Below are 21,104 nucleotides of genomic sequence, written 5' to 3' on the forward strand. Positions count from 1 at the left end.
AACACATGGAGGCAGCAATGGTACGTCTTGATCTTGATGGCTTCCTTCCCTGGCCTCAGGATAGGGAAGGGATGGATGATTTGTTGCAATCAGTACTCGCAGAGGTGCAGCACAGCCGTGATTTGACACTTACTGGTAGTCCGCCGTCATGGCTGTCGATGCAGTTGGCCCATCATCTTGGGCAGTACCTGTCAAGTCTCTATTATGAGTGCCCAATTGCTGGGCTGGTGGAGGTTTTTGATCACAACCCTTTTTAATATACCCCGATGAGGATGGCAAAATGGCAACAGTCGTTGTTGACGAGCAGGGTTCCCATATTCAGTACAAGACCAACCAGCTGATTATTACATCGAAAGATGACAATCTGAGCTGGAGTATTCCTAAGATGAATATTGAGCGGTTGCTGATTGTTGGGCGCACCACCTTGGCTCAAAGTGCCATGGACTTCTTGCTTGACGCAAGTATTCCCACACATTTTGCTACTACGTCGGGGTGCTATAAAGGGCAACTTTGCGGAATGGAAGGAAAAAATGTTTTTGCCCGTATGAAGCAATACGAGCGCTATGCCAATCCAGCGTATCGCAATGGGCTGGCCAGGGTAATTGTGCGGCAGAAGGTGAATAACCTGCGTTATTTTCTGGCTAAGCATAATCGCTACCATGAGAATCGTGTTATTGAGGATGCGATTGTCCAGATCAAGGCGACATTGCAGGGCTTGGACAAAGCCACCAACACAGACGAAATTCGTGGTATTGAGGGAGCCTGTGCTGCCACATACTTTCAGGCGTTTGGGTCGATTTTTGAAGACAGAGAATTTCAATTTCGCAAAAGAAGCCGCCGTCCGCCCCTGGATCCCATCAATGCTATGTTGAGTCTTGGATACACAGTGCTCCTCGCGGAGGTCATTACAGCATTACAGAGTACTGGGCTTGATGCCTATGTGGGCTATCTGCACAGTGCTGAATATGGGCGTCCTTCACTTGCCTGCGATTTACAGGAAGAGTTTCGCTTTGTGGTGGATGAGCTTGTGGTCAAACTGGTGAATTTGAAACAGGTGAAAGCTGAGAGCTTTGAATACCAGGAGGATGGTGCAGTTATACTCACAGAGCCTGCGCGGGAAGTCTTTTACCGGGCTTTCGAACGTAAGATTCGAGGAGGGACGATATACGACGGCAAACGACATTCTTACCGGCGTATTATTCAGCAGCAGGCGCAAAAGCTCAGCAAGTCTCTGTTTGAAAGCGAACCCTCTTACCAGCCATTTGTGCGGCCTCAGAACTGAATCATGATTGTTATTATCGCTTACGATATACCCAGTACGAAAAGGCGCACACGCCTGCACAAGGCATTAAAAGGCTATGGTGTGAATGCTCAGCGCAGTGTTTTCGAGTGTGACGTGCAGCCCGAGCAGATGAAAGGGTTACTGACGATGCTGGAGTTTATGATTGACCCCAGTGAAGACGACTTGCGGGTGTATCCGTTATGTAAAGGATGCCAGGAAAAGGTGATGGGTATGGGTATTGGAGATTTTAATCGCAGTGAGGAGATTATTGTAATTTGAACTATTTTGTTTGATCGATATTTCAGGAATATTCCCGAAACCTTCCATGGTGATGTGCTCTGGTACAGTTTCCTTATACTACTTTTAAGGAGCTGTGTATGGGAAGATGTTTCCTCAGGAAATTTATCAGGGCATTTTTGGTAATCGGGAGTGTGGCGATGGCTGCCAATGCATCACACCTTAGCGAGGGTACGAAATACGGTGGCCTGAGTTATACCATGATGGACTATGACTTGGATGGTGTGTCCGAGAGCTATTCGCCCGCTGCCTTGACAGGTCGGTTGGGGATTTTTGTGAAGGAGGGCATTGCAGTTGAAGGGCGGCTGGCTCTTGAGATATCAGATGACAGCCATTCCTATGATGCAAGTTGGGGTGAAGCCAAGGTGACTCTTGGATTGAAAAGTCTGATAGGTGCTTATGTCATTGGACATGTCCCCCTTGAAAATGTTGGTAGTATCTATGGAGTGCTAGGATTTACGAAACTTGAGACCAGCGTGAGGTATCAGGAATATGATAATTCATGGGGATATTACAGTGAAAGTGCGTCAGAGTCTGACAGCGGGCTTTCCTATGGTTTTGGTTTTGACTGGAAAGTGAGGAGTGATGTTGCGCTGAATATTGAATATATGCTGTATGTTAATGAGTCAGATTATTCTATGTCCGCGCTGAATATGGGGATTAAGTTTTACTTTTGATGGTATATTAGTGGAGTTGTTGAGGGGTTTGTGGGTAGTGTCGTTTATAGCACCGTGAAGAGTCATCTTCACGGTGCTTGAGTTTTTGCCATTCTACTGAGTCCTGTCCCGATGGTAATAACTTGCTGTTCACAATAAGGGCATGGGGTGTAGATGCGTATTTCATCGAGGTCTGGCTCTATCACAAGCTCCAGTGCAGAACGTAATTGTTTTGCCTGCAGGGTGGTTAAATTGCAGGTAACTATATTGTGATCTGTTGGAATATGGAAACTTTGCAGTATTCTGATTAGTCGTTCACGGCGTTTTTTTTCAGGAACAAAGCAGGTAATGATGTAATCCATGGGTTTCCTCCTATGATAAGGTATACTGTATATATAACGTTGTCATGCCAGCTCAGGGGTCACAGGATTTTTCCTGAGTGTTTTCACAAGGAGCCTCCATGTCTTCACGTAATCTCATTATTCAGTCGGGCAATATCTATCAGCCTATGACCATGGGGATTTCCATGGTGCGTGAACGCTGTGAAATCGGCGAGGTATTTGTGTTGACCACTTTCTCGCTGGTTCCCGAGATTGACAAACTGCTGAATCGCTTTTTTCCGGATATTCCGCGCCGGATATTTGGCATGTACGTCAGCGCCAAGGGCAGTGCTTCCGATCAGCGGGAGTACCGCAAGAATGTGGAAAAGGTGTTGCGTCTGGCGGGCGAGAACCCCATCGCCATGATTGCCAGCGGCACCAACTGGATGACCTGGCACTTTGCCCGGTACCTGGGAGATATGGAGGCGTATACGGTGCGCACCCGCAAGGAGTTTCAGGAGAAATCCTTCCTGCCGGAGAGGGATGCGGTGACCGTTGACCCGGCGGGCAATGTGATTCACCACGAGGGGCAGATCTGCGAACTGGTTCCGCTGAACGCCGACTGCCCCAGGCCGCGGCTGGATATTCAGGGGCGTACCATCCATTTCCTGGATCATCATATAGAGCTGCCTATGCAGCAGGCGGCCATGTATGCCTTCATGGTGGAAAACGGTTGCTATCTGGATATGCGCGAAGACTACACTCAGGCTTTCAATGATTTCTGCGAGCGCTCATCCCAGTTTGATACGTACCGGGCCATGCTTGATGATGGGAAATCCTTCTATGAGCGTTTCAAGCAGAATGTTTCCAAAATCAACAGCCATCTGCGCCAGTGCGAAGAGATTGTGCGGCTGCACCTGAGTATAGAAAAGGATGAAGATTCGCCGGTGGATGTGTACCGTCTCGGCGTGCTTTCAGACCGCGTGGTGGAGGGCTGGGAGCTGGAGGAGCCGGAAGCGTGAACCCGATTAAAATAAGTTTATCCGCAGATAAAGGCGAAAGACTGTGGGGAGCACCGCAGATGAACGCCATGAAACGCCACTAGGATAACGTCGATTTTTTATGCAGAAGGTTCTGTTGTCTTCTGCTGTTCAATTATACCTGGCCTCGGTGGTACCACTCCTGGGCGTTGCGCCAGAGGATGCGCTCGGCAGCGTCTTCATCCATGGTGCGCGCCACCAGCATGGCGTCTTCGTCGGTGTAGGGGCGGGGGGCTCTGGTTGAGGGCAGGTCGGTTCCGAAGAGCAGAGCGGCGGGGTTGATGCGGTGGATGCGCTGCAGGGCGTCGGGTATGTCGAAGTCCACTCGGCCGAATCCGGTGGCTTTCACCCGGACGCCTTTTTCCACCAGCTGGCACAGCAGATGGAAGCCGTCGCGGCTGAGCCCCAGGTGATCGATACTGACGGCGGGCAGGGTGCTGAGGGTACGGTAGAGTTCGCCCAGTTCGCGGCTGTCCACGTAGAGTTCCACATGCCATTTCACCAGCTCGTGGATGCGATCGGCCATGGTCTGGAGCTGTTCCAGACTTTCAGAGCCACCCCGGCGCAGATTAAAGCGCACGGCCCGCACGCCGGCGGTGTCCAGGTGCAGGATTTCTTCGTCGCTGGTAGTGACGGGGAGCTGAGTAACGCCGACAAAGGCCGGACCAAGCTGTTTCAGGGCGTCCAGCAGGTACTGCTGGTCGAAGGCCTGGAATGAGCCGGATACGATGGCTCCACCTGCCAGTTCGTAGTTCTGTATGCGTTCCAGGTAGTCGTGACAGGTGAAGGTCGGGGGCAGATACCCCTGGTTGGGGACGATGGGGAAGCGGGGGTCGATGATGTGCAGGTGGGCGTCGAAGATCTTCATGGCTACACCCTGCGGATGTTTTCCTGGTTGGGCAGGTACTCCATGTGCCGTGCCGTGGCGGTGGCGACGTCTTCGCCCCAGCAGCGGGCGACGATGCGCAGGGCCATGTCGATGCCCGCTGAAATGCCGGCGCTGGTGATGATATGGCCATCTTCCACCACGTGGTGTTGGGCGTCCACCTGTATGCCGGGGAAGGTCTGGCGCATCCAGTCAAGGCTCTTCCAGTGGGTGGTGGCGTGATGTCCATCCAGCAGTCCGGCCTGGCCCAGGAGCATGGAACCGGTGCAGACGGCGGTGAGCAGTGTGACCTGCTGTGCCTGCTGGCGCAGCCATGGGGCCATGGCGGGGTTTTCCAGCTCCCGGCGTACTCCCCAGCCCCCGGGAACCACAAGGATATCCAGGGGGGGAGTGTCGGCAAAGGTATGCTGTGCCAGCACCTGCATGCCGCCGGCGGTGGTGACATTTTTGCCTTGGGGGGCAATCAGGCGCACATCAAAGGGGGAAGGCTCTTCGCGACGGCGGGCTTCGTTCAGGCGTGTTACCGACAGCACTTCGAAGGGGCCGCAGAAGTCCAGAACTTCAATGTCGTCAAAGATTACAATTCCGGTCATCAGGCGTTTCATGGTGGCCTCCGGGGGGATTTTCGTGTTCAAAGTATACCTGGCGGGCTTGAAAAATTGAAGCTGAACCCGCACCTTTGAGTCAACACGTGCTGAAAGGAGATTCCATGAACACTCCCCATTTCCAGATGTCCAAGGTGATCATTCTCGTTGCCGATGCCTCCCGTGCTCGTCTGCTGGCGGTGGAAAGTCCCACGGGGCCACTGATGGAGCTGGAGTCCCTGGTCAATCCCGCTGCGCGGCTGCGCCAGCAGGATCTGAGCAGTGACCGCCAGGGGCGCAGCTTCCAGAGTGCCGGTACCGGGCGCAGTGCCATGGCGGAAACCACAACTCCCAAAGAGCAGGAAACGGCGGTATTCGCCCGTGAACTGACGCAGAATCTGCAGGAGCGGCGTAAGCAGGGGGAACTGGAGAAGCTGTATGTGGTTGCTCCACCCGCCTTTCTGGGAGAGCTGCGCAAGCACCTTGGCGCAGAGGTGGCGTCTGTGGTTGTCGCCGAGATTGATAAAGATTATACTCGACTGGATGCGCGGGAGCTGCGCGAAAAGCTGCCCCAGTATCTGAAGTGAGGAGTTTTTCAGGCGGCTGCGTCACCATCGGTGATGGTGATGTCTTGCGGGTTGCTTGGGTGTACGGAAAATGTATTTTTTGCTCCAGCAAGCCGCTCACGAATGCTTGTTTTGATTCAGGGAGGGACACCGTGAGAATGTACGGTATTTGTTTTTGTCGTATCCGCTTCGCCTGACGCGGCGAATGCGGAATTTTTCAGTAGTCTGTTGATCCGCTTTTCGCCGCGTCGCTCTTTTTTCTCTCTCAGAAAGGAAAGGCGAGCACATGGCGAAAATTCAGAAAAAGCATGTATCCAGCGAGGGCTGGGAGGGCGTTGCGCACTGGTATACCGGGTGGGCCGGTGCCGGCGGCAGCGTCTATCATCGTAAGCTGGCGATTCCAGCTGTGATGGGGCTGATGAACCCCCGTGAAGGTCAGCATATCCTTGATATGGGCTGTGGGCCAGGTGCCCTGGCACAGCATATCTGCAGGCGTGGGGCCTGGTACACGGGAATTGACTGTAGTCGCAAGCTCCTGCACTTTGCCAGGCGGCATAACGGCGGTGACAGAACGCGGTTTCTGTCGGGTGATGCCACCGCGCTGCAGGGACATCCGGAGCTTGACGAGGGGAGTTTTGATGGTGTCGTGTTTCTGCTGAGTCTCCAGGATATCCACCCTCTGGAGGGAGCCATTGACAGCGCTGCCTGGGCCTTGCGGCCAGGTGGGCAGCTGGTGATATTCATGACCCATCCCTGTTTTCGTGTTCCACGCCAGAGTGGCTGGGGCTGGGACGCGCAGCGCAAGCTGCATTATCGGCGTATAGATCGCTATCTCAGCGCGCTTGAAGTGCCTATGCAGCCCCATGAACGGGGCCGGGGCACAACCCGCAGCTACCACCGGCCCTTGAGTCAGTACTTCAGGGAAATAGTCCAGAGGCGGCTTGTGGTCGATGCTTTCGAGGAATATGCGATTCCTGGGGAGATTTCCAGAAAATTTTCTGGAAATGCGGATAACCGCGATATTCCCCTGTTCCTGGCAGTGCGGGCCAGGAAGTATTAAGAATTACCGCCCGCCGGGTATTCCGGCGGGCGGTTTGCGTTGAACTGGCTGCGGGCGAAGAGCTCAGGCTCCCACGCCTGTCAGCAGGCTCATCATTTCGTATCCTTCGGCTATGGCTTCGGCGGCGCTGCGGATATCTTCCTCGGTGGTAAATCGTCCAAGGCTCAGACGCAGGCTGCGGCTGGCTTCGTCTGTATCCAGTCCCATGGCCAGGAGCACGTGCGAGGGTTCGCTGCTGCCCGATGAGCAGGCTGCTCCGGCGCTCATGGCCACATGGGGCACCTGCAGCATCAGGCCTGCGGCGTCGGTGTGGGCAAAGCGAATGCTGGTGCAGCAGGGCAGGCGTCTGGCGCGGTCTCCATTCGTGATGAGTTCCGGAATTTTCTCCATCAGCAGGTTTTCCAGCAGGTTGCGCAGCGTTCCGATGCGCTTCCCCTCGTTTTGCATGTCGGCGAGGGCAAGTTCGCAGGCCCGTGCCATGCCGATGATTCCCGGCACGTTCAGGGTTCCCGGACGCAGTCGGCGCTCCTGGGTGCCGCCGCCCATGATGGGGCCGAGGTGCGCTGCGGCTTCCCGACGCACAAAGAGGGCGCCAATCCCCTTGGGTCCGTAGAATTTATGGGCGCTCAAGCTGAGGTAGTCCACATCAAGCGCCTGCAGGTTTATGGGGATTTTACCTGCGGTCTGGGCGGCGTCAACATGCACCAGGGCGCCAGCTGCTTTTGCCAGGCGGCTGATGGTGGCAATGTCCTGCAGAACGCCGGTTTCGTTATTGGCCATCTGAATGCTTGTCAGGAGTACATCGTCTCCCAGTGCCTGTTGCAGTTCATCGTGTTTGAGCCTGCCCTGGTTGTCGACACCGATGGTTTTCAGGGTGTACCCCTGGGATACCAGCATCTGGCAGGGCTCCAGTACGGAGCGGTGTTCCACGGCGCTGGTGAGGATGGTGCGTCTGCTGCCGGTATTGGCACGGGCCGCTCCCAGGATGGCCATATTGTTGCTTTCGGTAGCGCCACTGGTGAAGAGGATTTCCTCGGCCTGTGCGCCCAGGCATGACGCGATGGTTCTTCTGGCTGAGGCCACGGCGTCATAGGCGCACTGTCCGGGGGCATGCACGGTGCTGGAGGCATTGGCGAACTGCTCGTGGAAGTAGGGGAGCATGGCTTCCACCACCCGTGGATCGCAGGGCGTGGTGGCCATGGCATCGAGATATATGGCGGGGGCGGTGTTCATGGTAATACTCCTTTGCAGGCTGCTGAGAAGCCTTGTCTGCCAGTTAATATGAGGAACCGTTGCCGATGGCACTGCAAGGCTCCCGCCAAACTCTCCAGGCGCGTAACTATAAGTAATGGCAGCGTCTGGTTATGGTGTCCTCGCCATATTGCGCGTGTGTCGGAAAGGTGACAGGGGAATTGTCAGGTTTGCGCCTGGGTTGTCCACCATGATGGCGAATGTGCGGGAAGGTATTCTCCTGCCGCCAGGTTCGTGGTATTGTGTCATTCGGCGACGGGTCAACTCTGCGTTGCGTGGTGTTTCAAAATGTAAAGGATATTGGTATTGAAGTCATGGGCGTGAAGTGGATATGTCGTTTATTGATTGGTTGTCTGCTACTGCCTATGCTGTGTGGTGCATGGGCCGGTGCTGTTATGCTGACGGCTGCCGAACGGATGTATCTTGAGGCTCTTGGTCCCATAACGGTTGCTCCAGACCCCGACTGGGTTCCCTTTGAACATGTGGATGAACGGGGAAACTTTACGGGTATTGCGGCGGACTTGCTGGATCTGGTGGCTTCGCGTCTGGGAATCGAATTCTCCTATGTGTTTCCCCGCGACTGGGACGAGGCCCTGGAGCTTTCCCGTTCCGGTCAGGTGTTGATTCTGCCCTTCCTGAACCAGACCCCGGCGCGGCAGGAGTGGCTGCTTTTCACGGAGCCTCTGCTGGTGGATCCCAATGTCTTTATCACCCGGGAGGAACATCCCTATATAGTTGACGCGACGCAGCTGACGGGCAAGGTCATGGTGCTGCCCAGCGGCACTTCCATGGAGGAGCGGGTACGCCGCGATTTTCCCAACCTGGAGATCATGCATGTGGCTACGGAGAATGACGTCTTCAGTGCCGTATCCCGGCGAGATGCCGACCTGACGCTGCGCTCGCTGACTATCTCCGCCTATACCATTCGCAAGGAAGGGCTCTTCAATCTGAAAATAGCTGGTCAGGCGCCCGAACACTACACCAACCGCCTGCGCATGGGCGTACTGAAAAGCGAGCCCATGCTGCGGGATATTCTCGACAGGGCTATCGCCACCATTACCCATGCCGACCGTGAAGAGATTGTGAACCGGCATGTGAATATCACCATTGTCCAGCCCGTTGACTATGGCTTTGTGTTGCGCGTCGCCGCTGGGCTGATCCTTCTGATTGCGCTTGCCATGTACTGGAACATGCGCCTGCGGCGACTGAACCACTCGCTGCAGGAGAGCGAACGCAGCAAGTCCCTGCTCATTTCCAACCTGCCTGGCATGGTCTATCGCTGCCGCTATGATCGCACCTGGACCATGGAGTTTGTCTCGGAAGGCTGTTTTGAGCTGACGGGTTACCGGCCTGAGGATCTGGTGGAGAATCGGGTGGTCTCCTTTGATCAGCTGATCGATCCTGCTGATCACGAATGGATCTGGCAGACCTGGCAGCGCGCCCGCGCTCTGGGGCAGCCTGCGCGGCTGGAGTATTCCATTACCACGGCCAGTGGGCAGACGAAGTGGCTTTTCGAGCAGGGGGATTTTGTCCTGAATGACAGCGGTGATGTGGTGGCTCTTGAAGGGCTGATCATCGATGTGACGGAGCGCAAGCTTCTGGAGCAGGAGATGCTGGCCGCCAGGCAGCAGGCAGAGGCGGCCAATGCCGTGAAATCGGAGTTTCTTGCCAATATGAGCCATGAAATCCGCACTCCCATGAACGCTGTGCTTGGCCTGATCTACCTGTGCCTGCAGACGCAGCTCTCGGCGGAGCAGCGCGACATGCTCAGCAGGTCCTATGCCGCGGCCGAGTCACTGCTGGATATTCTGAATGATATTCTTGATATCTCCAAAATCGAAGCAGGCAAGCTGGAAGTGGAGCAGGTTGAGTTTCCACTGGCGGAAGTGCTTGACAAGGTGTTTAATCTGCTCAAGTTCCGAGTGGAAGAGAAAGGCCTGAAGCATTCGGTCACTGTGGATGAAGAAGTGCCGTCAACGGTGATTGGTGATCCCATGCGCCTTGGACAGGTGCTGCTGAACATCGCGGGGAATGCCGTCAAGTTCACCGAGCAGGGCTCGGTGAGCCTGGAGCTTTTCTGCGAAGCCGGTGTTGATGGCGACCTGGTTCTGCGTTTTGTGTTCCGGGATACGGGAATTGGCATGAGTCACGAGCAGATGGAGAACCTCTTCGAATCCTTTAATCAGACCGATACCACCATCACCCGCAAATATGGGGGAACCGGACTGGGTCTGGCTATCTCTCGCCGCCTGGTGCACCTGATGGGGGGTGATATTCAGGTGGAAAGTGAACCTGGAAAGGGTTCCACCTTTACCTTCAGCGTCCGCTTCCGTTCCGTGGAGCGGCACGTTCCAGCCCTGAAAGATGTGTGGGATTATGATACCCGCATGACATCGCCGCTTCTGGATAGCGCCGGAATGGAAGGGTCTCTGGAAGGCGTCCGGGTGCTGCTGGTGGAGGATAATGCCCTGAACCGCGAAGTTGCCAGTGGCATGCTGCGCGGCATGGGAGTGGAGATCACCTTGGTCTGCAATGGCCAGGAGGCGTTGGCGATTCTTGACCAGCAGGATTATGACGTGGTGCTGATGGATATGCGCATGCCTGTTATGGATGGCTTGAGCGCCACCAGGCAGATTCGGCGCAACCCCCGCTGGAATGCCATGCCCATTATCGCCATGACGGCCAATGCCATGCACAGCGATGTGGAAGCCTGCAAAGCTGCCGGTATGAACGACCACATTGCCAAACCGGTGTCCAGGAAGCTCCTGGAGAGCGCGCTGCGCAAATGGACGGGCCGCGAAAGTGCACTCGATGCGACTCTCGGCAGGCCTGATGGTGGGGTGATGGACGGCGCCGTCGCCCTGCCGGGAGTAGATGTGGCCGATATTCTGGACAAGCTTGAGATCGATATGGATACCTACCGCGAATTCCTCGCCTTCTTCGCAGACAGCCAGGGAAGTATGGTGGTGAATATCCGCCAGGCCATGGAGCAGGGCGATGTCGCCGAGGCCGGACACCTGGCGCACGCCCTGAAAGGCTCATCGGCCTATCTTGGCTTCAGGGCGCTTTCCGCAGCCGCTGGAGCTTTGGAGAATGCTCTGGCGGACACCACTTCCAGTGACGCGCACCGGGCGCTCAGTGAAGTGGTGTCGGTTTTCGGGGAGATGATGCGGGCGATTGAGAGCTGCCTGGCGTCTCGGTAAGTTTTATTCTGCACAATTTTCCGTACATCTGCATTGACTTTAATCGCTTCGGGGGATGACGCGCAGGGACTGGAAAATGTCCATCAGGGTGGGTATGAACTGGCGCTCAAGTTCGGTCAGCGTGGCCCCGTTGATGATGTACATATGTGAGTTCGCCATGAGCAGTACCTGAAACTGGGAGAAGCCCAGCCCGCTCTCTTCATCAACCCACTGGTAGCGGCGCAGGTGGGCGGGGTCGAGATCTTCTGTCAGAAAGCGATTTTCCAGCACCAGGGTGTACTGGTTGTACTCCTCCTCCATGTCACGGCCAAGGGTGGCAATCACCTCTTCCAGCCAGTCGTAACCAAATCCCTCTACCGGAATGGCCTGAAAACTGATAGTGGGCCGATAGTCGTCAAAATCCGGCTGGGGCGGTCCGTAAAAGCGCAGGAGTTTTTCCCCGTCCCACTGGCCGGTCCACGGGGTAGGGATGATCAGGGAAAGCATGAGGCGCTCGTCGAAAATGGTCTGAAAGGGGCCTCCCTTCGAATGAGCTATCATACTGTCGTCAAAGGGGATGACGCGCAGTGACTGCAGGGCGCGGGTCATTTCGGGCAGCAGCTCGTCCTTGCGCGCTTCTTCCGCTACCATGGTCAGAGAGTAGAGCATTGATCCGGCCAGAAAGGCGATTTGATGCAGGAAGAGGTCGAGATCGTGCTCAGTGTCGCGGTAGCGCAGGGTGATGGTGGTCGCGTCGCGTCCGTCAACGGTGGTACGGGATTCGCTGAGCACTGCCTGTTCGGCACGGGAAATCCGGCGAGTCTGTTCCAGCAGCTTTTGCGGCTCACTGCCGTCGGCCTGCGCCAGGCGGGTCAGGTGCACGGCCAGTACACCGGGGCGCTGGATTTCCTCTTCGCGGTCTTCGATGTCTTCGCGGTAGATGGCGTGGGAGCCTGACTCTTCCTGGGGGTCCCATTCCACCGGAAGGGCCAGGGAGGCGTGGGTGTGGTAGCTGAAGTGGGTACGATATCCAGGGGGAGGGAAATCGCGCTGTTCGTTGCCCCCCAGTCCTTCAATGGAGTTGACGATATCCGCGAAGAGAGGCATGTACTCTTGGGCCAGGGGAGCTATGGTTGATCCGTCCACCTGGACGACGGAGCCGTGATCAAGGTTTGTGACAATGAGGGCCGTAACCTGTTCAAAGGAGTGGGGGACGGAATCATGGCTCCACTGGTAGCGGATGAACCACGCGGGCATGTTGTCCTGCATGAACTTCTGCTGCCGTAGGATTTTCAGGTCCGGATGGCGTGAGGCCAAAGCGTCGGGGACGCCCGTGATGAGCTTTTCAAAGGCTTCTGGTGTGGGTGATTCCAGGCGTTCAAGGCTCAGAGCGATACTGGAGCGATAGCCCATCTGAGGGGAGGCCATGTAGATTCTGTCGGCGTGGGTGGCTTCTTCGGCGAACCAGTCGGCGGGTATTGCCAGGCGTATTCCAAGATCACGGGCGATAATACTCATGGTGTCCTCTTCGGTAAGTTGGTTCAGGGCGTGGGCCATCGCTGGAAGGAACAGGCAGACGAGCAGGCAGGCGCCGGTCAACCTGTGCAGGACTGCTCTTTGCCGCGCCGGTCGAAATTTCATGGGGTACACTCCTCATGGTTTACGGCGAATATAGCACATGCGGGCCGGTGGTTCACTGACAGGCTGCTGAAAAATCCTCATTTGCGTCAGGATGCTTTGCGCTTGGCTTTGGATGATGCCTGCTGCTGGTTCGCGAATTGTTCTTTTGTGCCACTCATCCCGTGAAGTTGTGCAATGATTTGGGAGTATGCTATGTTACAAAAAAGGTAACCATTCACGGTCTCGCAGCTGTATTTCAGCAGGAGCGCCTGTGTTCCGAGAGCGAGCCCGGATGGCGAGCGGCGGAGACTCGAGCCATGGACGAAAGCGAGTGTCTCCGTGAGGAATGCGGGCGCGTGTGCTGCTACAACGTGAAGAGTTACCAAAAAAGCAAAAAACGTCCTAACTCAGGAGGGTACAGATGAGCGTATTGGAAAGCTTTATTGCCAAGGCCAAGGCCAATCCCAAGACAATTGTTCTGCCGGAAGGGGAAGATCCCCGCACCGTAGAAGCGGCTGCCATTCTCACCAGGGAAAAGATCACCAAAGTGAAGCTTCTGGGCAATTATGACACAATTGTGGCGGAGTTTTCCAAACAAGGATTCAGCACCGACGGTATTGATATCATTGATCCCGAGAAGAGCCCCCTCTACGAAACCTACGTGGAAGCATATCTGGAAAAGCGCAAGTCCAAGGGCATGACTCTGGACGAGGCCCAGGAATCCATGAAGCATGTTCTCTTCTATGGCGCCATGGCCGTTGAGCGTGGCGATGCTGATGGATGCGTTACCGGCGCCTGTCACACGACGGCGGATGTGCTGCGTTCCGCTTTGCGGGTTATTGGCCTTCAGCCCGGTATCAAAACCGTATCCAGCTGCTTCATCATGTGTACCCCCCAGGCCCCCGAGTTTGGCGAAAATGGGTCGACCATTTTTGCCGACTGCGCGGTCAACCCCAATCCCAACGCGGAACAGCTGGCGGAAATCGCCCTTTCCACTGCCCAGAGCTGTCGCTCCTTCCTGGGTGTCGAGCCCCGCGTCGCCATGCTCAGCTTCTCCACCAAGGGTTCGGCCAAACACGAGGATGTGGACAAAGTGCTTACCGCCCTCAAAATAGTGCAGGAGAAGGATCCGAAACTCATGGTTGACGGCGAACTGCAGCTTGACGCGGCTATCATCCCCTCTGTCGGCGAGCGTAAGGCGGCGGGCAGCCCCGTGGCGGGCAAGGCCAACGTGCTCATCTTCCCCACCCTGGACGCCGGCAATATAGGCTACAAACTGACTGAACGCTACGCCAGAGCTGAAGCCATCGGCCCCATCATTCAGGGTCTGGCCAAGCCGGTCAACGACCTTTCCCGTGGATGCAAGGCCATGGATATCGTCAACCTTGCCGCCATCACCGCCGTCCAGGCGCAATAATACAATTACGAGAAGGAGAAGAGATTCATGGATATTCTTGCACTGAACTGCGGCAGCTCTTCGGTCAAATACCAGCTTTATAACTGGAGCGACCGCAAGGTTATCGCCAAAGGTATGGTAGAACGCATCGGCATTGGCGACTCTTTTATCATTCATGAAGTCCCCGGTCGCGATACCTATAAAGATGAATACGAGTGCAGCGACCACGAAAGCGCCATCAACCTGATTGTCAAAACCCTCACCTCCAGTGAAGTCGGGGTTATCGCCGACCTGAAGAGTATCTCCGCTGTGGGCCACCGCGTGGTTCACGGTGGCGAGAAGTTCGTCTGCTCTGTTCTCATTGACGATGCCGTGATCCGTGGCATTGAAGATGTCCAGGATCTGGCGCCTCTGCACAATCCGCCAAACCTTGCCGGTATCCGCGCCGCCGAGCGTCTGATGCCCGGAGTGCCTCAGGTGGCCATCTTCGACACGGCCTTCCATCAGACCATGCCGCGCAGCTCGTTTATGTATGCCATCCCCTATCACCTTTACGAAGATCACGGCATCCGTCGCTATGGTTTCCACGGCACCAGCCATCTGTACGTCAGCAAGCGCGCTGCCGCGCTGCTGGGCAAGCCGGCTACCCAGTGCAACATTATCACCATGCATGTGGGCAATGGGGTTTCCAGCTGCGCCATCAAGAACGGTATCAGCGTGGACACCAGTATGGGCCTGACGCCTCTGGAAGGTCTGATGATGGGAACCCGCAGCGGTGACGTTGATCCGGCACTGCCCATGTACCTGATCAACCGCATGGGGATGTCGGTCAACGAAGCCGACTCCCTGCTCAACAAGCAAAGCGGAATTCTGGGTATCACCGGTCGCTTCACCGACCGCCGCGATGTCATCGAAAACGCCCAGGCCAACCCCAGTGATCCCTCCAAGGGCGCCGATGAGCGCTGTATCCTGGCTCTGGACATGGAGGCCTACCGCATCCGCAAGTACATTGGCGCCTATGCCGCTGCCCTTGGCCGTACCGACGCCATCGTGTTTACCGCCGGTGTTGGCGAAAACGCGGGGCTGATTCGCGAAAAGGCCCTGGAAAACCTGGAATTCATGGGGGTAAAGCTGGATCGCGAGAAGAACCTCAAGACCTTCAGTAAGTCCGGTGAGACCATGATTTCCACTCCCGACTCCCCCATTAAGGTCTATGTGATCCCCACCAACGAAGAACTGGTCTTTGTTGAGGATGTTGTCGGCGTTACCAGCGGCACCTACAGCGATCACCTTTCCTACGCCTATACGTTTGCCCGTCCTGACTATCAGGCCTGAGCAGGCTCTTTTCCCGGCCCCCCGCAACAGCTGTTGCGGGGGGCTTTTTTTTGGGGTACAAAAAGGCTGCTCGCCCAGGGCGGTACGCTTTGACGGCTGCTGAAAAACATCCGCGTCAGGGTGCGGCGACAGGTTGCCAGTAAATCGACCACAAGGGAATTCCATGTACGAACTCACCATCGCCTGGCGAAATCTGCGGGGCAAAAAACGGGAGAAATTCATATCCTTCATCGGCCTGATCAGTGTGCTGGGAATCGCCATCGGCGTGGCTGCCCTGATTATTGTTCTCGGCGTTATGAAGGGCTTTGAGACAGAGCTGCGTTCAAAGATACTGGGTGCCACCTCACATATTGTGGTCAGCAGCTATGACGGCGTGATGACGGAGTATCCAGACCTGGAGCGGCGTATCCGTGCCATTGACGGGGTCGAATCGGCATCGGGGGTGCTGCACGCCAGCCTGATGCTCATGGGGCAGCGCAATGTCAGTGGGGTGGTGGCCCGGGGTATTGATCCCGAGTCCCACGCCCATATCGCATCCTATATAGTTGAAGGTTCACTGCAGAACCTGCATCAGCCGGATTCCATCATTATAGGACGTCAGCTGGCCAGCAAATACCATCTGGATGTGGGCAGCGTGGTGACTTTTCTGGCGCCTTCGGGGCGCATCGGGCCTTTTGGCAGTGTGCCCAAACGCAAGCAGATGCGGGTGGCCGGTATCCTGCAGACGGGCATGTATGAATATGATACCTCCCTGGCCTTCGCTTCCATTGAGACGGTCAGCGATATTGCGGGACACCGCGATCTCTCCGTTAATACCATTGAAGTGCGCATCAGGAATATCTTCAATACCGAAGATGCCATGGCGGCTATCCGCGAGGAAATCGGTCCCATGTACTTCACCCGTGACTGGACCACCATGAACGCCAACCTCTTCAGTGCCCTGAAACTGGAGCGGGTCAGCATGTTTCTGATCCTGTGCGTGATTATTATTGTGGCTTCTTTCAATATCATCAGTACGTTGGTGATGATGGTCATGGAGAAGACCCGCGAGATTGGCATTCTGATGTCCATGGGGGCCACCAGACGCAGTATTTCGCGTATCTTTTTCCTGCAGGGAATTCTGCTGGGGATTGCCGGAACCATCCTGGGAACCATCAGTGGCATTGTCCTGAGCCTGCTGCTCAAGCGCTATCAGTTTGTCAAGCTCCCCCCTGATGTCTATATGCTGGACACGGTGCCGGTGCAGCTGGAGCCTGTTATCATCCTCACGATTATCGCGTTGTCGATACTGATCAGTATCCTCTCCACCCTCTACCCGGCTCGCCAGGCGGGCAAGCTCAGCCCTGTGGAGGCACTGCGCAATGACTGACCCCATGACCCCGAATCAACAGCCAATTCTGCAGGGCCGCCAGCTGGCGCGCCTCTACCATATGGCCGGCCAGCACTCCGTCAGGGTACTTGGCGGTCTGGATATCGACATTCTGCCCGGTGAACTGGTGGCCATCACGGGGAAGAGCGGCACCGGTAAATCGACGCTGCTGCACCTGCTGGGGGGGCTGGATCGCCCCGATGAAGGCGAGGTGTTTTTCCGCGGCGAATCCCTGAAGGGTGCCAGTGAGAATTTTCTGGCCCGTTACCGGGCGGAGCATATTGGTTTCGTCTTTCAGTTTCACCATCTGCTCAGTGATTTCAACGCCCTGGAAAATGTGCTGATGCCCATGACCATTGCCGGACAGCGGGACAGTCAGCGGGGGCGTCAGCTTCTTGAACAGGTGGGCCTCGGGCATCGCTGGAATCATTACTCTTCAGAACTCTCCGGTGGCGAGCAGCAGCGGGTGGCCATTGCCCGTGCCCTGGCCAACCGGCCCAGTGTGCTGCTGATGGATGAGCCGACGGGGAATCTTGACGAGGAGAATTCGGCCCATATTCTGGATATCCTCCAGACCATCAGGCGTGAAGAGGGCACCACCATTGTCATCGTCACTCACAGTCTGCAGCTGGCGAGTCAGTGCGAGCGCAACCTGGTGATCGGAGCCCTCTGACAGGAGTTCAAGTTCCCTTCTTGTCAACAGCCAAGCCATCATCTATACTGCTGCGACTTCATTTACAAGGGGAAACCATGTCTTCACTGGCAAAGTACTACGACTCTCAGCAAAGCGAACGCAAATGGTACCAGGCATGGCTTGACAAGAACTACTTCCATGCCGATGAACATAGCCAAAAACCCGCCTATTCCATTGTCATTCCTCCACCCAATGTCACGGGATATCTGCACATCGGCCACGCCCTGTGCATGACCCTGCAGGATGTTCTTATCCGTTACAAGCGTATGGATGGTTACGAGGCCCTGTGGCTGCCCGGCACCGACCATGCTTCCATTGCCACCCAGATTGTGGTGGAGAAGCAGCTGGCCGAAAAGGGTATTGACCGGGTGCAGCTGGGCCGTGAAGCGTTCCTGGAAAAGGTGTGGGAGTGGAAAGAGCACTCCGGCAGCATGATTGTGGAGCAGCTCAAGCGTCTGGGCTGCTCCTGTGACTGGGAGCGCGAGCGCTTCACCATGGATGAGCAGTGCAACCGTGGTGTGATGGAAGCCTTTGTGCGCCTCTACCACGAAGGCATTATCTATCGCGGCAAACGCCTGGTGAACTGGTGCCCGGTGCAGCAGACCTCCCTCAGCGACCTGGAAGTCATCCACGAGGACGTGGAAGGCGCCATGTACTATATCCGCTATCCCGTCGAGGGCAGCGACGAATCCTTTGTCATCGCCACCACCCGCCCTGAAACCCTGCTGGGCGATACGGCGGTGATCGTGCACCCCGAAGATGATCGCTACCGCCACCTGGTTGGCAAACGGGTTGTGCTGCCCCTGTGCGATCGCACCATTCCCGTTATCGGCGACGATTACGTGGACCGGGAGTTTGGCAGCGGGGCCATGAAGGTTACCCCCGCCCATGACTTCAACGACTTTGAAATCGGCAAGCGCCACGGCCTGCAGATGATCAATATATTCACCGACAGCGCCGACATCAATGACAACGCCCCGGTCAAGTATCGCCGCATGGAACGCTTCGCGGCCCGCAAGGCTATTCTGGAAGACCTGGAGAGCGCCGGACTGCTGGTGAAGGTGGACAAACACCTGCACTCGGTGGGCAAGGCAGAGCGTTCCGGTGCCATTGTGGAGCCGTACCTGAGCGATCAGTGGTACGTGAACGTGGAAGTTATGGCCCAGAAGGCCAGCGACGCCGTGCGTACCAAAGAAGTGCGCTTTGTCCCCGAAAACTGGGAAAAGACCTACTTCCACTGGATGGACAATATCCGCGACTGGTGCATCTCACGTCAGCTGTGGTGGGGCCATCGTATTCCCGCCTGGTACTGTGAGGAGTGCGGACATATCACCGTGACGGTGGAAATGGAAGTACAGCGCTGTGAAAAGTGCTCCTCGGCCCACATCCGCCAGGATGACGATGTGCTGGACACCTGGTTCAGCTCCCAGCTGTGGCCTTTTGCCACCATGGGCTGGCCCGGCAGCACCGCAACCCTGGAGAAGTTCTACCCCACCTCGGTGCTGGTGACGGCCTTTGATATCATCTTCTTCTGGGTGGCCCGCATGATCATGGCCGGCTACACCTTTACCGATCAGAAGCCCTTCCAGGAAGTGTATATCCACGCCCTGGTGCGGGACAAGTATGGCCGCAAGATGTCCAAGTCCGTGGGCAACGTCATTGATCCCCTGGGCATCATCGACCAGTACGGCGCTGACGCCCTGCGCTTCACCCTGATTTCCCAGGCCGGACAGGGGCGGGATATCAAGCTGGATATCGACCGCATTGAAGGCTACACCACCTTTGTGAACAAAATGTGGAACGCCCTGCGCTTCACCCTGCATACCATGCCGGAACACCCCTCCAGTCAGTTGCCGGAAAATCTCGCCATCAGCGACGCCTGGATTCTGGGGCGCCTGAATGCCACCATCGCCGAAGTGCGGCGCGGCCTGGATGGCTATCAGTTCAATGAGGCATCCGCAGCCATCTACCGCTTTATCTGGCAGGAGCTGTGCGACTGGTATATTGAGCTTGCCAAACACCGCCTCTATAAAGGCAGTGATGAGGAGAAGGCCGGCGCTTCGGCGGTGCTGTGCCACTGCCTGCTCACCTCCATGAAGCTGCTGCACCCCTTTATGCCCTTTGTCACCGAGGAGATCTATCAGCAGCTGCCTGGCCATGGCGAATCGGTGGTCATCGACCACTTCCCCGTGGAACTCGATCTTTCCGCCCATGCCGAACCCATCGCTGTGATGGAGAAGGTCATGGCCTCCATTGATTCCGTGCGCAGTGTGCGTGGTGAAATGAACATCTCGCCGGCCCAGCTCCTTGAGGCCTATCTCATAACCGATGACCAGCAGCTGCAGGCAGCCGCCAGTCAGTACAGCGATTACTTTATGGCCCTGGCCCGGGTGCAGACCCTGCACAGAGCCCAGGATGTTCAGGAGCTTCGCGGGCGCAAGGGAATGGTCAGTGCCGTTACCAGTTATGGCGAAATCCTGCTGCCTCTGGCTGATATTGTGGACTTTGAGGCGGAACTGCAGCGACTGCAGAAAGAGTATGATAAAGTATACAAGGATTTCAGCGTATATGACAAAAAGCTTTCCAATGAGGGCTTTCTGAAAAAAGCCGCTGAAGAGGTCATTCTCAAGGATCGCCACCGCCACGAAGAACTCAAGGCCATTCTGGAAAAACTGCAGACCAATATGGCCCAAATGAAGGAGCACCTGTGAACCACTTTGTTGATACCCTGCTGGACCTGGCACTCACCGAAGATATCGGCACCGGCGATCTCACTTCCGAAGCCATTTTCCCCACTGACACTGAAGGCCTGGCCTATGCCGTTGCCAAGGAAGATCTCATCTTCAGCGGACAGTTTATGATCAACAAACTCCTGCTGCGTCTTGATGGGAAAACCGTCTATATTCCCTATATGCGCAGCGGGACCATGGCTAGAAAGGGCGACAAGCTCTTTGAGGTGCGGGGCTGTATCCGCAAGATCCTCACCGTGGAACGTACCCTGCTCAATTTTATTCAGCACTTCTCGGGCATTGCCACGCTGACCCGTAAGTTTGTGGACATCGCTGAGCCCTATGGCGTGAAAATCTGCGATACCCGTAAGACCATGCCCGGCTATCGAGTTTTCGAAAAAAAAGCAGTGCGCGATGGCGGCGGCGCCAACCACCGCATGGGTCTCTTTGACGGCGTGATGATCAAGGATAACCATATCGATTTCTGTGGCAGCATTACCGCCGCCGTTGAAAAGGTGCGTGCAGTCATTCCCCACACGATTCGCGTGGAAGTGGAAGCCCGCACCATGGATGAGGTGAAGGAAGCCCTGGATGCCGGCGCCGATATCATCCTGCTGGACAACATGACCCTGGACGAGTATGGCCGTGCCATTGAGTATATTGACAAACAGGTACTGACCGAGATCTCCGGTGGTGTCAACCTCACCAACCTGGAGAGTTACTGCAAACTCAAACCCGATATCATCTCAACCGGATATATCACCCATTCATCGCGCTCCATGGACATCTCCCTGAAGGTGATGAAGTAAAAACCCTTGACCGGCGACGGGATTTCCT

The 21,104-nt window shown here is 56.0% G+C and carries 19 protein-coding genes; 14 read left to right on the forward strand and 5 right to left on the reverse strand.

What is annotated here, in order from left to right:
* Positions 1–17 precede the first annotated feature (17 nt).
* The 4 genes from SELIN_RS05360 (at position 18) to SELIN_RS05375 (ending at position 2,256) form a co-directional block, all read left to right on the forward strand.
* Positions 18–257: a hypothetical protein gene (locus tag SELIN_RS05360; RefSeq protein ID WP_013505657.1), complete on the forward strand. Its 240-nt coding sequence runs from the start codon at positions 18–20 to the stop codon at positions 255–257.
* Positions 258–280: 23 nt separating this feature from the next.
* A complete protein-coding gene (gene cas1 / locus SELIN_RS05365; protein WP_013505658.1) occupies positions 281–1,282 on the forward strand; it encodes a CRISPR-associated endonuclease Cas1 in 1,002 nt (333 codons plus the stop codon).
* A 3-nt stretch (positions 1,283–1,285) separates the two neighbouring features.
* Positions 1,286–1,561 carry a CRISPR-associated endonuclease Cas2 gene (gene cas2 / locus SELIN_RS05370; protein ID WP_013505659.1) on the forward strand — a complete coding sequence of 92 codons (276 nt, stop codon included), beginning with the start codon at positions 1,286–1,288 and terminating at the stop codon, positions 1,559–1,561.
* 98 nt (positions 1,562–1,659) lie between these two features.
* Positions 1,660–2,256, forward strand: a complete 597-nt coding sequence (locus SELIN_RS05375; protein ID WP_013505660.1) for an outer membrane beta-barrel protein — start codon at positions 1,660–1,662, stop codon at positions 2,254–2,256.
* Positions 2,257–2,324: 68 nt separating this feature from the next.
* Here the strand turns inward: SELIN_RS05375 and SELIN_RS14600 are convergent, their stop codons facing one another.
* A complete protein-coding gene (locus SELIN_RS14600; RefSeq protein ID WP_013505661.1) occupies positions 2,325–2,597 on the reverse strand; it encodes a CRISPR-associated endonuclease Cas2 in 273 nt (90 codons plus the stop codon).
* Between the two features lie 98 nt (positions 2,598–2,695).
* On the opposite strand from SELIN_RS14600, the gene SELIN_RS05380 reads away from it, so the two are divergent.
* Positions 2,696–3,577 carry a hypothetical protein gene (locus SELIN_RS05380; protein WP_013505662.1) on the forward strand — a complete coding sequence of 294 codons (882 nt, stop codon included), beginning with the start codon at positions 2,696–2,698 and terminating at the stop codon, positions 3,575–3,577.
* A gap of 133 nt (positions 3,578–3,710) precedes the next feature.
* On the opposite strand, the gene SELIN_RS05385 is transcribed toward SELIN_RS05380, so the two are convergent.
* Together SELIN_RS05385 and SELIN_RS05390 are read right to left on the reverse strand one after the other, a co-directional pair.
* The gene (locus SELIN_RS05385) at positions 3,711–4,463 is read right to left on the reverse strand and encodes an amidohydrolase family protein (protein ID WP_013505663.1); all 753 of its coding nucleotides are present in this window, start codon (positions 4,461–4,463) and stop codon (positions 3,711–3,713) included.
* Positions 4,464–4,465: 2 nt separating this feature from the next.
* Positions 4,466–5,086: a DJ-1/PfpI family protein gene (locus tag SELIN_RS05390; protein ID WP_013505664.1), complete on the reverse strand. Its 621-nt coding sequence runs from the start codon at positions 5,084–5,086 to the stop codon at positions 4,466–4,468.
* A 104-nt stretch (positions 5,087–5,190) separates the two neighbouring features.
* On the opposite strand from SELIN_RS05390, the gene SELIN_RS05395 reads away from it, so the two are divergent.
* Positions 5,191–5,652 (forward strand): host attachment protein, encoded by a 462-nt coding sequence (locus SELIN_RS05395; protein ID WP_013505665.1) that lies wholly within the window; start codon positions 5,191–5,193, stop codon positions 5,650–5,652.
* A gap of 265 nt (positions 5,653–5,917) precedes the next feature.
* Positions 5,918–6,691 carry a class I SAM-dependent methyltransferase gene (locus tag SELIN_RS05400; protein ID WP_013505666.1) on the forward strand — a complete coding sequence of 258 codons (774 nt, stop codon included), beginning with the start codon at positions 5,918–5,920 and terminating at the stop codon, positions 6,689–6,691.
* Between the two features lie 63 nt (positions 6,692–6,754).
* Here SELIN_RS05400 and SELIN_RS05405 read toward each other — a convergent pair whose 3' ends face one another.
* Entirely contained in the window at positions 6,755–7,924 is a 1,170-nt protein-coding gene (locus SELIN_RS05405) for a cysteine desulfurase family protein (RefSeq protein WP_013505667.1), read from the reverse strand.
* A gap of 413 nt (positions 7,925–8,337) precedes the next feature.
* On the opposite strand from SELIN_RS05405, the gene SELIN_RS13830 reads away from it, so the two are divergent.
* A complete protein-coding gene (locus SELIN_RS13830) occupies positions 8,338–11,145 on the forward strand; it encodes a response regulator (RefSeq protein ID WP_049871094.1) in 2,808 nt (935 codons plus the stop codon).
* Between the two features lie 39 nt (positions 11,146–11,184).
* On the opposite strand, the gene SELIN_RS05420 is transcribed toward SELIN_RS13830, so the two are convergent.
* On the reverse strand, positions 11,185–12,765 hold the full coding sequence (locus SELIN_RS05420) for a hypothetical protein (RefSeq protein WP_013505669.1): 1,581 nt from the start codon (positions 12,763–12,765) through the stop codon (positions 11,185–11,187).
* A 400-nt stretch (positions 12,766–13,165) separates the two neighbouring features.
* On the opposite strand from SELIN_RS05420, the gene pta reads away from it, so the two are divergent.
* The 6 genes from pta to nadC all read left to right on the forward strand — a co-directional run bounded on the left by pta (position 13,166) and on the right by nadC (position 21,076).
* On the forward strand, positions 13,166–14,161 hold the full coding sequence (pta, locus tag SELIN_RS05425; RefSeq protein ID WP_013505670.1) for a phosphate acetyltransferase: 996 nt from the start codon (positions 13,166–13,168) through the stop codon (positions 14,159–14,161).
* 27 nt (positions 14,162–14,188) lie between these two features.
* Positions 14,189–15,475, forward strand: coding sequence for an acetate kinase (locus SELIN_RS05430; RefSeq protein ID WP_013505671.1), 1,287 nt, complete (start codon positions 14,189–14,191; stop codon positions 15,473–15,475).
* Between the two features lie 163 nt (positions 15,476–15,638).
* The gene (locus SELIN_RS05435) at positions 15,639–16,844 is read left to right on the forward strand and encodes a lipoprotein-releasing ABC transporter permease subunit (RefSeq protein ID WP_013505672.1); all 1,206 of its coding nucleotides are present in this window, start codon (positions 15,639–15,641) and stop codon (positions 16,842–16,844) included.
* On the forward strand, positions 16,837–17,517 hold the full coding sequence (locus SELIN_RS05440; RefSeq protein ID WP_013505673.1) for an ABC transporter ATP-binding protein: 681 nt from the start codon (positions 16,837–16,839) through the stop codon (positions 17,515–17,517). The genes SELIN_RS05435 and SELIN_RS05440 overlap by 8 nt, the downstream gene beginning before the upstream one ends.
* Before the next feature lie 77 nt (positions 17,518–17,594).
* Positions 17,595–20,249: a valine--tRNA ligase gene (locus SELIN_RS05445; RefSeq protein WP_013505674.1), complete on the forward strand. Its 2,655-nt coding sequence runs from the start codon at positions 17,595–17,597 to the stop codon at positions 20,247–20,249.
* Positions 20,246–21,076 (forward strand): carboxylating nicotinate-nucleotide diphosphorylase, encoded by an 831-nt coding sequence (gene nadC / locus SELIN_RS05450; protein WP_013505675.1) that lies wholly within the window; start codon positions 20,246–20,248, stop codon positions 21,074–21,076. Before SELIN_RS05445 ends, nadC begins: the two co-directional genes overlap by 4 nt.
* Positions 21,077–21,104: the final 28 nt, after the last annotated feature.

This window comes from Desulfurispirillum indicum S5, assembly GCF_000177635.2.
Taxonomy (GTDB): Bacteria; Chrysiogenota; Chrysiogenetes; order Chrysiogenales; family Chrysiogenaceae; genus Desulfurispirillum; species Desulfurispirillum indicum.

What these genes read in the sequence shown, in the direction of transcription:
- SELIN_RS05440 (WP_013505673.1), top strand. Translation starts at nt 16,837, where the DNA reads ATGACTGACCCCATGACCCCGAATCAACAGCCAATTCTGCAGGGCCGC.
- SELIN_RS05375 (WP_013505660.1), top strand. Translation starts at nt 1,660, where the DNA reads ATGGGAAGATGTTTCCTCAGGAAATTTATCAGGGCATTTTTGGTAATC.
- SELIN_RS05380 (WP_013505662.1), top strand. Translation starts at nt 2,696, where the DNA reads ATGTCTTCACGTAATCTCATTATTCAGTCGGGCAATATCTATCAGCCT.
- pta (WP_013505670.1), top strand. Translation starts at nt 13,166, where the DNA reads ATGAGCGTATTGGAAAGCTTTATTGCCAAGGCCAAGGCCAATCCCAAG.
- cas2 (WP_013505659.1), top strand. Translation starts at nt 1,286, where the DNA reads ATGATTGTTATTATCGCTTACGATATACCCAGTACGAAAAGGCGCACA.
- SELIN_RS13830 (WP_049871094.1), top strand. Translation starts at nt 8,338, where the DNA reads ATGCTGACGGCTGCCGAACGGATGTATCTTGAGGCTCTTGGTCCCATA.
- SELIN_RS05405 (WP_013505667.1), bottom strand. Translation starts at nt 7,924, where the DNA reads ATGAACACCGCCCCCGCCATATATCTCGATGCCATGGCCACCACGCCC.
- SELIN_RS14600 (WP_013505661.1), bottom strand. Translation starts at nt 2,597, where the DNA reads ATGGATTACATCATTACCTGCTTTGTTCCTGAAAAAAAACGCCGTGAA.
- SELIN_RS05400 (WP_013505666.1), top strand. Translation starts at nt 5,918, where the DNA reads ATGGCGAAAATTCAGAAAAAGCATGTATCCAGCGAGGGCTGGGAGGGC.
- SELIN_RS05430 (WP_013505671.1), top strand. Translation starts at nt 14,189, where the DNA reads ATGGATATTCTTGCACTGAACTGCGGCAGCTCTTCGGTCAAATACCAG.
- SELIN_RS05445 (WP_013505674.1), top strand. Translation starts at nt 17,595, where the DNA reads ATGTCTTCACTGGCAAAGTACTACGACTCTCAGCAAAGCGAACGCAAA.
- SELIN_RS05390 (WP_013505664.1), bottom strand. Translation starts at nt 5,086, where the DNA reads ATGAAACGCCTGATGACCGGAATTGTAATCTTTGACGACATTGAAGTT.
- SELIN_RS05360 (WP_013505657.1), top strand. Translation starts at nt 18, where the DNA reads ATGGTACGTCTTGATCTTGATGGCTTCCTTCCCTGGCCTCAGGATAGG.
- SELIN_RS05395 (WP_013505665.1), top strand. Translation starts at nt 5,191, where the DNA reads ATGAACACTCCCCATTTCCAGATGTCCAAGGTGATCATTCTCGTTGCC.
- SELIN_RS05385 (WP_013505663.1), bottom strand. Translation starts at nt 4,463, where the DNA reads ATGAAGATCTTCGACGCCCACCTGCACATCATCGACCCCCGCTTCCCC.
- SELIN_RS05435 (WP_013505672.1), top strand. Translation starts at nt 15,639, where the DNA reads ATGTACGAACTCACCATCGCCTGGCGAAATCTGCGGGGCAAAAAACGG.
- cas1 (WP_013505658.1), top strand. Translation starts at nt 281, where the DNA reads ATGGCAACAGTCGTTGTTGACGAGCAGGGTTCCCATATTCAGTACAAG.
- SELIN_RS05420 (WP_013505669.1), bottom strand. Translation starts at nt 12,765, where the DNA reads ATGAAATTTCGACCGGCGCGGCAAAGAGCAGTCCTGCACAGGTTGACC.